Annotated in this window: 13 protein-coding genes; 5 read left to right on the top strand and 8 right to left on the bottom strand. The window is 31.8% G+C overall.

Annotated features, from left to right (window positions below):
* Positions 1-21: 21 nt before the first annotated feature.
* Positions 22-918: a hypothetical protein gene (locus tag ACOQOS_RS16045; RefSeq protein WP_420571483.1), complete on the bottom strand. Its 897-nt coding sequence runs from the start codon at positions 916-918 to the stop codon at positions 22-24.
* A gap of 190 nt (positions 919-1108) precedes the next feature.
* Between ACOQOS_RS16045 and ACOQOS_RS16040 the strand changes: the two genes are divergently transcribed.
* From ACOQOS_RS16040 to ACOQOS_RS16025, 4 genes are all read left to right on the top strand, one after another.
* Complete coding sequence (locus ACOQOS_RS16040; protein WP_420571482.1) at positions 1109-1618, top strand: RNA polymerase sigma factor; 510 nt, start codon at positions 1109-1111, stop codon at positions 1616-1618.
* A 93-nt stretch (positions 1619-1711) separates the two neighbouring features.
* Positions 1712-2620, top strand: a complete 909-nt coding sequence (locus ACOQOS_RS16035; RefSeq protein ID WP_420571481.1) for a FecR family protein — start codon at positions 1712-1714, stop codon at positions 2618-2620.
* Complete coding sequence (locus tag ACOQOS_RS16030; protein WP_420571480.1) at positions 2621-4981, top strand: TonB-dependent receptor plug domain-containing protein; 2361 nt, start codon at positions 2621-2623, stop codon at positions 4979-4981.
* An 85-nt stretch (positions 4982-5066) separates the two neighbouring features.
* Positions 5067-5789 (top strand): glycosyltransferase family 2 protein, encoded by a 723-nt coding sequence (locus ACOQOS_RS16025; RefSeq protein ID WP_420571479.1) that lies wholly within the window; start codon positions 5067-5069, stop codon positions 5787-5789.
* Here ACOQOS_RS16025 and ACOQOS_RS16020 read toward each other — a convergent pair.
* From ACOQOS_RS16020 to ACOQOS_RS15995, 6 genes are read right to left on the bottom strand one after another with little or no spacing between them, the layout of a single operon-like run.
* On the bottom strand, positions 5763-7082 hold the full coding sequence (locus ACOQOS_RS16020) for a hypothetical protein (protein ID WP_420571478.1): 1320 nt from the start codon (positions 7080-7082) through the stop codon (positions 5763-5765). The genes ACOQOS_RS16025 and ACOQOS_RS16020 overlap by 27 nt on opposite strands.
* Before the next feature lie 40 nt (positions 7083-7122).
* Positions 7123-8211: an SGNH/GDSL hydrolase family protein gene (locus ACOQOS_RS16015; protein ID WP_420571477.1), complete on the bottom strand. Its 1089-nt coding sequence runs from the start codon at positions 8209-8211 to the stop codon at positions 7123-7125.
* Between the two features lie 40 nt (positions 8212-8251).
* Entirely contained in the window at positions 8252-9022 is a 771-nt protein-coding gene (locus ACOQOS_RS16010) for a LytR/AlgR family response regulator transcription factor (protein ID WP_420571476.1), read from the bottom strand.
* The gene (locus ACOQOS_RS16005) at positions 9019-10086 is read right to left on the bottom strand and encodes a sensor histidine kinase (RefSeq protein ID WP_420571475.1); all 1068 of its coding nucleotides are present in this window, start codon (positions 10084-10086) and stop codon (positions 9019-9021) included. The genes ACOQOS_RS16010 and ACOQOS_RS16005 overlap by 4 nt, the downstream gene beginning before the upstream one ends.
* Positions 10087-10095: 9 nt before the next feature.
* Positions 10096-10896, bottom strand: a complete 801-nt coding sequence (locus ACOQOS_RS16000) for a hypothetical protein (RefSeq protein WP_420571474.1) — start codon at positions 10894-10896, stop codon at positions 10096-10098.
* A complete protein-coding gene (locus tag ACOQOS_RS15995) occupies positions 10896-11321 on the bottom strand; it encodes an ABA4-like family protein (RefSeq protein WP_420571473.1) in 426 nt (141 codons plus the stop codon). Before ACOQOS_RS15995 ends, ACOQOS_RS16000 begins: the two co-directional genes overlap by 1 nt.
* Before the next feature lie 607 nt (positions 11322-11928).
* Here ACOQOS_RS15995 and ACOQOS_RS15990 point away from each other — a divergent pair.
* A complete protein-coding gene (locus ACOQOS_RS15990; RefSeq protein ID WP_420571472.1) occupies positions 11929-12591 on the top strand; it encodes an outer membrane beta-barrel protein in 663 nt (220 codons plus the stop codon).
* Between the two features lie 15 nt (positions 12592-12606).
* On the opposite strand, the gene ACOQOS_RS15985 is transcribed toward ACOQOS_RS15990, so the two are convergent.
* The gene (locus tag ACOQOS_RS15985; RefSeq protein WP_420571471.1) at positions 12607-12729 is read right to left on the bottom strand and encodes a FeoB-associated Cys-rich membrane protein; all 123 of its coding nucleotides are present in this window, start codon (positions 12727-12729) and stop codon (positions 12607-12609) included.
* Positions 12730-12731 lie beyond the last annotated feature (2 nt).

Here is a 12731-nt window from a genome sequence, read left to right as displayed (position 1 = left end):
TGTCGTCGTAACCAAACTCTATTAATTACAAGCGTCGAATGCCGCTGTTAATTCGTCATCACTATTTATAGTTGCTTGTGTACCATCTGCGTACTCGATAGTCATTGGGTATGTAATTGTGAAAAATGTACCTGCTGTACCTGCTGGATTATTTAAATATGTTAAGAATTCATCTTCATCATTTACAGTTACTATATTTCCACTATCATCTACCAATGTTAATGGGAATACAATTTCAAAACAGTTTGTCCCGCAATCGTCACAAGGATCAATATCATAACATTCGTTGTATAAAGCATCAAAACCTGCATTATCATTAATTGTCACTACTCCATTTGCTGTAGTTACCGTAATAGGGAAAACAAAACCTACTGCATTTGGAACTGAATATAACTCTAGTTCATCATTTACAACAACTGTATTTCCGTCTGCTGTTTCTACAGTTAGTGGAAAATTAAAAGAGAAACATTCGTTTCCAACGTCGATGTCATCAATACAATCTTCAATGATTGCAATCAATCCCATTTCGTCATTTACAACAACGCTAGATCCATCTGCTAATGTAACGGTAACTGGAAAAACTAATGTTCCTGGGCCGCCAACAGGTGAATTATTATTTTGCAAATATGCATCCAATTCTGCTTGGTTGTTTATTACTATAACAACTCCTGCATTTTCAAAAGAATACGGAAAATCAATAGTAAAACATTCTGCATTACTTTCACTATTATTTTCAAATACGTTTTCTACTTGATTGGTAGCAACTGCAGTTCGTGCATGTGTTGTTAAATTTGATTTTAAAGTAGCACTGATTCCTGTACTTTCTTCTTCAGGAATTACATCTGTGTTATCATTACTACAAGAAAATGTAAATACTGCAAGTGCTAGAATGAGTGAGAATTTTAGAAACTTTTTCATAAGATATTTAAATTTTAGATTGTTTGTTTTTGGGTTTACAAATTATAGACAACTCGATTGTTATCTACCCTACCTTTGCAAAAAAAAATTCAGAAACAAAATTTTAAATACCTGTCTTCAAGCACATTATGAGTTCATATTTTTTATATACTTTTGAAACGAACGAATATACGCACTAACTTTTAGTAAATTGAAACCCGAAAAATCTGTTTGTGAATCTAAAAATTTTGAAGCGCTTTTTAAGAAGCATTCAAGAACATTACGCAATTATATTTTTTATAAATGTGGTGATGCAAATTTAGCTGAAGACTTAGTGCAAGAAGCGTATATTAAACTTTGGAACAATTGCAAAAAGATTCCTTTTGCGAATGCGTTATTCTTCTTAAAGAGAGTTGCTAACAACGCATTTTTAAATGTTGTAAAACATAAAAAAGTAGTTCTACAACATGAACAAATTAAGAAATCAGAAGTTGATGTAGAAAGTCCGGAATTCTTATTGGAAGAAAAAGAATTCATGAAAAAGTTAGAAAATGCAATTGCAAATTTATCTGAAAAACAACGCGAAGTATTTTTATTGAATCGTATTGATAAAAAAACCTATGCAGAGATTGCTGTTTTTCTAGATATTTCAAAGAAAGCTGTTGAAAAACGTATGCGAAATGCACTAAAATTTCTCCGAAAAGAAATTGGTGATATTTAAATCTTGGTAATGAATTAAAAAATCTATTCTAAACTAAGTTTTAAAAGGTAGGGTAAATAAAAAATGAGTTGTCTGTAATATAAGTGAGGCGTCATGGAAAGTGAAAGAAATAACGAAATTGATATCGCAAAATGGCTTAGTGGAAAATTAACTCCGCAAGAAAAGCAAACTTTTGAGCAATCAGAAGACTACAAAGCCTATGCAAAAATCATCAACGCTACTGAGAAATTAAAAGATCCAGCGTATGATGAAGATGCTGTATTTGCAAAAATCAAAGAAAAAATAGCGCCACAACCCAACGTCAAAAAACTTAACCTACGCTATGTGTATGGAATTGCAGCGGCATTAGTCATCTTGTTTGGACTGTATGTTTTTATGAATAGCACAACGCAAACTTTTGAAACTAGTTTTGGCGAACAATTAGCGATCAATCTTCCTGATGGTTCAGAAGTTATTCTAAACGCAAAATCAACGTTACATTACGATAAAGACACATGGAATAAAGAAAGAACACTTTATTTAGATGGCGAAGCGTATTTTGAAGTAACCAAAGGTTCTCCTTTCAAAGTAGTAACAGATGAAGGAACTGTTGAAGTTTTAGGCACGTCATTTAATGTAGATACAAACAAAAATTTCTTTGAAGTTCAATGTTATACAGGCAAAGTAAATGTGACAAATACTGATGACAAAGCGCATATTTTAACCAAAGGAAAAGCTGTCAGAACATTTGATAATTCAGTAACCAATTGGACATTTGATACCACAGAAAAAAACTGGATTTCAGGACTAAGTTCATTCAATAATACACCTTTGTTGGAAGTAATTGATGCGCTTGAAGATCAATATCAAATTCAAATTCAAAACACTGCAACATTTGCTAAAGAACGATTTACGGGACGTTTTACCAACAGTAATCGCGATGTAGCACTCAAAACCGTTTTTGAAGCTATGGATATTGATTACAAATTGAACAATAACATTGTGACGCTTTCAAAAAACTAAATGAAAAAAGCATATCTGGTATACGTATTACTTTTATGCTTCCAAGCTTTACATTCGCAGGAGCGAAATATTTCTTATGATAACACTCCACTGAAAAAAGTGTTGACTGATGTTGAAGAACGCTTTGATGTTAGTATTTCATACAATGCTAAAATCGTTCAAGGAAAGTTCATCACACTCAAAAAAATTCCTACGACACTTTCGGAAAATTTTAAAGCTATTACACAGCAAACACAATTGGTTTTTCAAAAAATTACTGCACGAACGTATGTTTTAAAATCTCCAAAAAAGAAGAAAAAAACACTCAAAGAACGTACAATTGACTTGGATAAAGTTATCATTTCAAACTACTTAACAACAGGTTTTTCAAAAAATGTAGATGGTGCTATTGAAGCAATTCCTAAAGATTTTCAAACATTACCAGGTTTTGTAGAACCAGATGTTTTACAAAGTGTACAATTAATTCCAGGCATACAAAGTCCTGATGAAACTTCTACAGGATTAAACATTCGTGGTGGAACACCTGACCAAAATTTGATTCTTTGGGACGGAATTAAAATGTATCAATACGATCACTTTTTTGGAATGATTTCTTCTTTTAATCCGTATGTAATTGAAGATGTAAAAATTTATAAAAATGCGGCGGCTGCACGTTATGGAAATCATATTTCGGGCGTAATAGATATACAATCACATAGTAAAATTCCTAAAAAAACAGTGGTAGGATTGGGCGCAAATATGATTTATGTTGATGCCTTTGTACAGCAACCTATTGGCGAAAAAGTGGCCGTTATTGCTTCGTTTCGCCGTTCGTATTCGGATGCGTTTGAAACGGTAACTTTTGATGAGTTTTCAGAGCAAATTTTCCAAAACACGAAGATTACAGATAATAACGAAACCTTCAGTGATGTACTTTCTTTGACTAATAATACATTTTACTTTATCGATTTTACAGCAAAAATTATTGCGGAACTTTCTGAGAAAAGTCAACTATCAGTAAGTGCTATTCTTTCTAAAAATGAACTCGATTTTGTATCAAAATTTAATGAAATCAACCGACGTACAGATGATGATTTATTAATCAATAATCGCGGAATCGGTATTTCTTGGGAACATACTTGGACTAAAAAATTAACTACTGCACTAAATGTGACAACTACACAATACGATTTTGAATATCTGGGTGAAGAATTATTGTCTAATTTATTTGACTATGAAACCATTAAAAAGAATAAAGTATCTGAAATTGGTCTGCATTTTCAATCGGAATACCAATTGAACAAAAAACATCGTTTTATTGGCGGTTACGAACTCACATTAAACAAATTAGATTATACTATTGGACGACAATCGGATGTGATTTTTGATCCAGATTTTTTAATTAGTTCTGAAGATTCTAAAAATACAATTCACGCTATTTTTGGCGAACATCAACTAAAATTAAACGATTGGACTATTTTTTCAGGCATTCGGGCAAGTTATGCCACAACACTACAATCGTTCTTTTTTGAACCAAGAATTCATGTCGCTAAAAAGTTAAGTGACGAATTTAACGCTTCTTTTTCTGCAGAACGACAATATCAGTTTGTGAGTCAGATTACAGAATTTGAAACACAAGATTTTGGTTTAGAAAATCAGGTTTGGGTTTCGGCTGATGATACTACAATTCCTGTACTACAAAGTGAACAAATTGGTATTGGTACTACGTATCAATATGATTCTTGGAATGTTGATGTAGAAGCTTATTACAAGAAAATAAGCAATTTAACATCACTTACTAGAGGTTTTGATGTGGAAGATTCAGCAATCTCTATAGGTAATAGTACTATTATTGGTTTGGATGTTTTGGCTAAAAAACGCTTCTATAATTTTACAAGTTTGGTGAGTTATGCATTGACTAGAAACGAGTTTCAGTTTGATAATTTAAACAATACCAATCTATTTCCTGGTAATTTTGACATTCGTCATTATCTATCGTTTGTACAATCGGCTAAGTTTGGCAATTTAGAATTATCGCTTGGTTGGCGTTACCGAACATCGCGTCCGTATACGCTTGCAACAGGTTTGGAAGGTGACAATGCAGATACTGTTACTATTCAATACGGAGAGCGAAATGGTGAACGTTTAAATCCGTATCATCGTTTGGATTTTTCTGCTAAATATGAACTAAAACCTTTTAAAAGTAAGGATTTAAAAGCTTCTTTTGGTATTTCTTTATTAAACATCTACAATCAGAAGAATATTTTAAACAGAAACTACAGAGTTATTGTAAATACGCAAAGTGCCGAATTTCAGTTGCGAACAATTGATAAAATTTCTTTAGGAAGAACACCAAATTTTATGGTTCGTCTAGAGTTTTAAGAATTGATTGGCTGATTAAAAATAAAATCATATTTTCGAAGTTGCAATCTGAGTGTACTATTTAGATGCTCAGAAACATACTTTCATGACCATACAGAAAATTTCTATTGTAATTCCTGCTTATAATGAAGCAGCTACGATTCATCAAATTCTAAACAAAATTCGAGATGTAATTTTAATACAGAATATTGAGAAAGAAATCATTATTGTAAATGATTGTTCTACAGATGGTACTACAGCTAGTATTCACAAATACATGAACGAAAATCCGTCCATGAACATTCAATACTTTGAACATGAAGTGAATAGAGGAAAAGGCGCAGCATTACATACGGGAATTAGCAAAGCTACAGGCGATTATTTGGTGATCCAAGATGCTGATTTAGAATACGACCCAGAAGAATATAATGATTTGCTAAAACCTATTGTAAATGGTTTTGCAGATGTCGTATATGGTTCTAGATTTATGGGAAGTAATCCACATAGAGTACTTTTCTTTTGGCACACGATAGGAAATAAATTTTTGACGTTTTTATCAAACATGTTTACCAATTTGAATTTGACAGATATGGAAACTTGTTACAAGATGTTTAAAACAGATATTGTTCAGAATATCAAATTAAAAGAGAAACGTTTTGGTTTTGAGCCAGAAGTCACTGCAAAAATATCGAGAGTTCCAAAAATTCGAATTTATGAAGTAGGAATTTCTTATTATGGACGCACCTATGAAGAAGGGAAGAAAATTAACTGGAAAGACGGCGTTAGAGCTATTTATTGTATTTTAAAATACGGAGCTTTCAGAATGTAATTTGTTATTGTTTTCTTCCGATTTTTTATACTTTCCCCAATACGTCAACAATAAAAATACCACTAAAAAGATCACCCAATCGTTGTAAAAAGTATATCTAAATACAGCGTGAATTCCTATGGAAATTGCCAATACATTTCCTAGAGAACATAAAAGTAGCAAGGAAATTATTCTACTCAATACATCATTTCTTTTGAATAGCATCACTAAAGAAAATAGCAGAATAAAGACATTAAGAAGTAAGTATTCTATGCTAGAAAAACCAAAAATCACATTTCCATAATACAGCTTGAACCATTTCTTAAAATTGTGCATTGCCAACGGAAAAGCCATCTTTTTATTGATACTATCTACCAAAATAAAACGTTCGTTTTCGCTGAGATTGGAATCAAAATGCGCATCACTAAGTTTGTAAATTGTTTTGTTGGCAACTGTCGTATAATTAGATATATAACGCGACGTCAAAGATTCTACTTCCCTATTGACTGGAATTGTAATGTTGAGTTTTTCCTCAACTAATTGTTGGTGTATTTTTCTAAATAATTCCTTCTCTTCTGGATCTGTAAAAATGGCTTCATCGTCTGCATCCGACACATAATAAGCTGGCGCAGCTAAGTGAATTCCTGTCCACGGTGTACTTACAAAATGATTGTGTGCTATTTTATGATAGGTTTTATCTACAAAAATAGTAACGATAGGCAACAGCATATACAATCCTAAAATTATCCTGTAAGATTTCCATTGTTTGTGTTTTATCAATACCCAAAAAATCATCAAAATTGCCACAAGAATTAGATAGAAAAACTGTGTTCTTACCGTTAATAGTAAAAATAATATAGGTAATGCCAGTACTAATTGTTTCTTTTCATGTTTTACAAAGAAGTTAACAAAACGCGTGATGACTGCTATGTATAAAGCATATGACAAAGCTTCCGAAAGTACATTATTCGCGATTCTCCCATTAAAATAATAGGGAAACAATAACGCAATTGTTAACAAGGTAAGTAGCAAGAGTCCAATATTAAAATGCTTTTGTATAGCTTTTACAAAAAAGTAAATAGACGCAAGTCCTATGAGTAATTGTGTAGCAATCAATCCAAATTCGAAATAAGAACCGAAAATGAACTGAATGAGTTTTAAAAACATTGGATAACCAGCCGAACGAATGAGATAGACTTCTAAATATCCTGTAGAATCAGGAAAATAAACGATGGGTTTTCTAAGCACACTCAAACACGTAATCAGGAATAAAATTCCGACAACAATGTTACTTTTTTGTTTAAACCACTTCACGCTTTAAATTTTAGTAAAAGTATGTATATTTTTTAGACTGCTATTTCACAAACTTAATTTCGCTAAGCTTCTGATAGATTTTTTTACCCAATTTTTCCGCACCAACTTCTGTCATGTGATAATAATCGTAAAAATCGATGGCGTTCCAAGCTGAATCATTCGTTAAATCAATAACTAATTCTGGCTCCGAAACTTCCTTCATTGCTTCGTTCAGTTTGTTGAGTAATTTATTATAACCAACTCCGTTGTATGCATATTTGTCTTCAACATATTGCACGGTTTCCATTCCATATACTTTTCCATTTCGTATTTGGTAACTAAAAGTAGGTTGTGTAATAAAAATAGGAATCGCTTTGATACTTTCTGCATACACTATCAGTTTTTTTATGCGCGCTTTGAAAGCAATTAAATTCTTTTCGTCGTATAATTCCAGTAATTTTTCATCCAAAACTTCTTCTGTGGTAAATGGTATTTTAGAAAAATCTACTTTTCGGTGTCCAACTTCAAATTTCTTTGCTTTTTGCATACCTCGCAGTTTTCGATATACATTGTATATTACCGATTTGTCTTTGATTTGACTTCTTAATCCAGGCGTTTCAATTTCTTTAATATCATCATAAATGGCATCACTACTTACTTTGTAAAAATCATTAATTCCGACATAAAATAGAATAATATCTGGTTGAAGATTTTCAATTTTTGGAAACCAAATTTCAGTACTTTTTAAATGTCCGTAGGTAGATTGTCCGTCAACGCCCGCATTAGAAACATACATTTCTACACCGTTTTTTCTATATTCTTTTTCCAACACTTCTTGCCATGTTTTAGAATCGTCCAAATAACGTTGATCGGTGGTACTTCCGCCAACAGTAAGGATTTTTATTTTAGAAGGCTGATTGAACGCTGAAATTCCTCGCAGTCCAAATTTATCTCTAGAATATGTAATCGTCGGATTTTTGGTTGTGTACAAATGACTTACGTCGAATTCGAATTTCGCATCTCGGATGATTCCTAAATTGCTCAATTGATTGCTACTATTGAACCAACCGCCAAAAAATACTTCCATCAATAAAACTCCAATCAGTAGAATGGAAATATTAACAAGTATGACTTTTAGTTTTTTTGGCATCGCGAGACGAAAATACCATTTTATATTTTAAAATTTTCAACTATTGATTCATCCAAGCTTTAAAATCGCTTGTTTTTTGGCGACTAACGATAAATTCTTGATCACGTTCTTGCAAAACGGTGAGTTTTACACGATGATTGAAATACGGATTTATTTTTTCAACAGCATTTTTTGCAACAACTTGTCCACGATTGATTTTATAAAACTGATCAGAATCTAAGGAATTAAATAACTGATCGATCGTTTCATCTACGATATAACGTTTATTTTTTGTTACGGCAAACGTAATGCTGTCTTCAGAGTATACATAGTGTACGTCAGCAACTTTAATCTGCACAAAACCAGTTCCTTCTTTTACAAGTAAACCATTTCGAGTTTTAGCATTTTTCTGTTCCGTTTGCGTTTGTATGCTCGTTAATAATTGTTTTAAAACTGAATTTTCTATGTGTTGCGACTGATTGGATTTACTAAACTTTTGCAATGCTTTTTGTAAATCTTCTTCCTGAATGGGTTTCAATAAATAATCGACACTATTTACTTTAAATGCCTGAATTGCATATTGATCAAACGCGGTTGTAAAAATAATTGGTGCTTCTACCTCAACTTTTTGAAAAATTTCAAAACTCAAACCATCAGCCAATTGAATGTCCATAAAAACTAAGTTGGGCATTTCGTTTTGCTGAAACCATACAACAGCATCTTCAACCGTATCAATAATATCGATTAAATTATACTCAAAATCACAAGTTTTGAGCATATTTTGCAACTGATTTGCTGCACGAAATTCGTCTTCTATGATAAGTACATTCATGAGTAAGCTTTTATATCTGACGCAGTTAATAATGGTATGGACACTATAAATTCTTTTCCATTATTGACAACTTTTGGTAGTTTATTTGAGATTAATGCTTGTCTTTTTTCAATATTAATTAAACCGAGTTTGGTAGAAGGCAATTGTGTTGATTTTGGCTGAATTTTGTTGTGTACTACTAAATATCCTTCCTTTACATCAACATTAATTGTTAGAGGTTTTGATCGAGAGATAACATTATGTTTTATAGCATTTTCAAGTAATAATTGTAAACTCATCGGAACAATCATTAGATCTAGTGCAGTTTCTGGTAATTGCCAATTTAGCTTTAAATTATCACCAAAACGTTCTGATTGAATGTGAATGTATGCACGTGCAAATTTGAGTTCATCACGCAGCGGAATAACATTTACATCGCCTGAATCTAAAATAAAACGATAGACATCCGATAATTTATCTACAAACTGTTTGGCATCTTCTTTTGAGTTTTGATCAATAATATCACGCAATGTATTTAAACTATTAAAGAAAAAATGTGGCTGTGCCTGATTGCGCAAAGCATCTAATTGTGCCAAAACCACTACTTGTTTGGCTTGTTCTTCTTCTCTAATGGATTTTTTGAGTTGAATATAAAAGTATACTGCTTCATAAATTGCCATTACCATAATTGTAATAATGATAATTGGCAGTAATACTTTATAGCGTTCTGTAAAATGATATGTTCCACCCAAAAGATACCCAAAAAATAAGCCACCTATAACATCAATAGAAGTTACCGAAATTATAATGGAAAAAAATAGGCATAAAATACGTTTTCCTACATGTTCTATTTCAGGAAAATTTTTTCGAAGTATGATAAAAATGAATCGTATCGTAAACCAGTTAGCCGTAGAAAAAAACAAGGATATACTCCAATTGGTAACGGCTTTCTTAAAAGGATAACGCATAAAAGAATTTGCGAATAAGTAATCGGTTACAAAACTTAGCACTATAATACCAGTAATAACAAACCAAAGATCGTTGAATCCTATATATTTTAAGCGTTTTTCCTTATTAAATAACATGCTTCTCGATTATAATTTGATTAATGGCATTCCTTGTTTGGCCTGGTAAAACATATATGCAATCCATGCAGAAAATAACAATCCGAAAACAATCACAGTAAGGACTCTTTTTGTTGTTGTCGCTTTCCACTTTTTAACAAGTATCCATGCGAATAACGGAATTATTTGAATACCATGCAATCCGAAGAAGTGCGCAACTCGTAAATCGCCTGCAACAGTACTCCAGTTTAAAATTGGCAAACCTTCTCCTCCATCAGCGACACCAACATTGTGTGCCATTTGTCCTATCATTTGTCCGCCAACCCAACTTCCAACAATTACGACAATCCAACCCATAAAAATAGCTACCTGTATCGGTTTTGCGACTTTCATTTTTAATCGGGCAGCATCAAAAACAAATAAAATCATTTGCAATACATTGATGGCAATTAGTATTCCCATAGCTGCAAAAAGCAATCCATCAAATAAAGATTCTTGATTATAATGTGAGCGAACACCGCGTGCTGCTTGATAAAAAATAATTCCAATTTCTAAAAGTAATGTCCAAGAAACAATATTGTTCATGATGTTTTTCTTTGTTTTAGAGTACGGATATTTCGTCATTAAAAAACCTACTGTCATGATATAAATTCCGCCTGAAACACAAAATTTTAAGGGTTTTATCCAAACATTAATGCCTGCAAGTGTTCTTTCATCTATAAAAATTCCGCCAACACAAACAATTGCACCTACAAAATGAAGCATGACAATCGTAAATAGTATAGGACTTTCTTTTTTTACGGTACTGAATATATGTTTTAATAGTCGCATTATGATACTTTTTTAAGTTTAATAGCTCTGATAATGAAGAATATTAAGAACCCTACAGGTCCAAACATGAAAGTTCCAAACAGGCAAGGTGCCACAATAATTGGATGAATTTTTAATGTTTTATTTTGATTTACAATCCACATACCTACTAATAAGTCGAAAGCTAGATAATGAACCCAACCTGCTAATACGGCATTTTCTACGGTAAACAATTGCATTACAGATCGTAAACTTCCAAAATCCATCATGCCATCTGCTGCAATAGCTTTGACAATATAAATTGCATAAATCACAGATAATACAATTGGAATTACTTTGTAATCAATAAGAAATCTGGTTACTTTCCATTTCGGAAGAAAAATGAGTAGAATCCACATTGGCATTGCAAGCATCCCTACAATTTTGAAAACTTCTGCTGGTGTCATAATTTTTGATTTTTAGTGTTCGTTTGTTTCATTGATATTTCAAAAGTGCAATACTTCCCTCATATATAAGAACACTTTCTGTTGAATTGTCGTAAACTATCATTGAATTGTTATATCCTCAGAAATTAGGAAGAAAAAATCATTGATTATGGGTTTCAATTAGCTTTGGAAGTTAAAATGCGTTATAGTTTCCTACATTATCAAAGACAATAACTAACAAATGTTAGCCGCCTGAATTTCAGTATTTTATACAAAACACCAATTACCGTTTATCGAATATTAAAGTGCGTTTATCGACAAATAGAGTTTATTAATCTAAATAAAATTTTATTATTTAATAATCAATGTACTTTAGTATTGAGTAATTTTAGAAATCATTAGTTGTTTTCCCTAAAGACACAGTTAACAATTTTTGTTGAAAAAAGAGAGTGAGGCTTAACGCTCTCTTTTTTTTATACGCTTTATTTTCTTTTCGATCTAAGAACTTACCAAATTATTTTTCTAGTTAAACTTTTCTAAAAAAGATTAAAACCCTGTTAAACCTATTTATTTTTTAAATATGCTATACTACATTTGGTTTTAACATTAAACATTAAAACCATTTAGTATGAAAAAAATTACTTTAGTAGTATGTCTACTTATGATTGCTTTTGTGAATGCTCAAGATGACGAAAACCAATCGGACAAACTTACCTTTGAGAAAGGAACACAGTTTGTAAATCTAAGCTTATCATTAGGAACTTCTGATTCAAATTTTATTAGTGAAACACAAAATTTTGATACAAAAAGGACTCATTACAACATCAATTCTTCTTATAGTTATGCTATTAGCGATAACTTTTTTATCGGATTAGGTCTTGGATATTCGCATGTCATACAAGAACAAGATGATCGATCTGATCAAGTAGACTTTGAGTCCAAGAACAATACATATAGAATATTTCCGTATGTACGCTATTACAAAGGAATAGGAAAAAAATTAGCCTTTTTTATACAAGGTGAAACTCGTTTTTCATTTTCTAAAACAGAGCTCGAAAATGAAGGTGATTGGAGAACAAAGAATTTATTTATAGGTGTGCGACCTGGACTTACATTGATACTGAACAAAAATTTAGCATTAGAAACTTCCATTGGATCACTAGGCTATTCAAGTAGTGACTCTAAGAATAACGCTAACGCCATTTCCAATGATTACAATTCAGATTCTAAAGGATTCGGTTTATCTTTAAATACTTCAAATTTACTTTTTGGAGTGAACTATTATTTTTAAAAAGCAATTTGCAATTTAATGACAACCGCAATTGTCTTTTCCACAAGCTTTTGCGGTTTTCTTTTGCCAAAAAAATTTCTTGATAATAAAACCTATAGCAATAAAGAATGTGATACCAACTAATATTTCTTGAATCATAA

It is taken from the genome of Kordia sp. (assembly GCF_965224175.1).
Taxonomy (GTDB): domain Bacteria; phylum Bacteroidota; class Bacteroidia; order Flavobacteriales; family Flavobacteriaceae; genus Kordia.
The sequence above is the reverse complement of the archived record's forward strand: the minus strand, read 5'-3'. Positions and strand labels throughout refer to the sequence as shown.

Coding starts and splice junctions, on each gene's coding strand:
- ACOQOS_RS16045 (WP_420571483.1), bottom strand. CDS start 918: ATGAAAAAGTTTCTAAAATTCTCACTCATTCTAGCACTTGCAGTATTT.
- ACOQOS_RS16035 (WP_420571481.1), top strand. CDS start 1,712: ATGGAAAGTGAAAGAAATAACGAAATTGATATCGCAAAATGGCTTAGT.
- ACOQOS_RS16030 (WP_420571480.1), top strand. CDS start 2,621: ATGAAAAAAGCATATCTGGTATACGTATTACTTTTATGCTTCCAAGCT.
- ACOQOS_RS16025 (WP_420571479.1), top strand. CDS start 5,067: ATGACCATACAGAAAATTTCTATTGTAATTCCTGCTTATAATGAAGCA.
- ACOQOS_RS16015 (WP_420571477.1), bottom strand. CDS start 8,211: ATGCCAAAAAAACTAAAAGTCATACTTGTTAATATTTCCATTCTACTG.
- ACOQOS_RS16010 (WP_420571476.1), bottom strand. CDS start 9,022: ATGAATGTACTTATCATAGAAGACGAATTTCGTGCAGCAAATCAGTTG.
- ACOQOS_RS16005 (WP_420571475.1), bottom strand. CDS start 10,086: ATGTTATTTAATAAGGAAAAACGCTTAAAATATATAGGATTCAACGAT.
- ACOQOS_RS16000 (WP_420571474.1), bottom strand. CDS start 10,896: ATGCGACTATTAAAACATATATTCAGTACCGTAAAAAAAGAAAGTCCT.
- ACOQOS_RS15995 (WP_420571473.1), bottom strand. CDS start 11,321: ATGACACCAGCAGAAGTTTTCAAAATTGTAGGGATGCTTGCAATGCCA.
- ACOQOS_RS15990 (WP_420571472.1), top strand. CDS start 11,929: ATGAAAAAAATTACTTTAGTAGTATGTCTACTTATGATTGCTTTTGTG.
- ACOQOS_RS15985 (WP_420571471.1), bottom strand. CDS start 12,729: ATGATTCAAGAAATATTAGTTGGTATCACATTCTTTATTGCTATAGGT.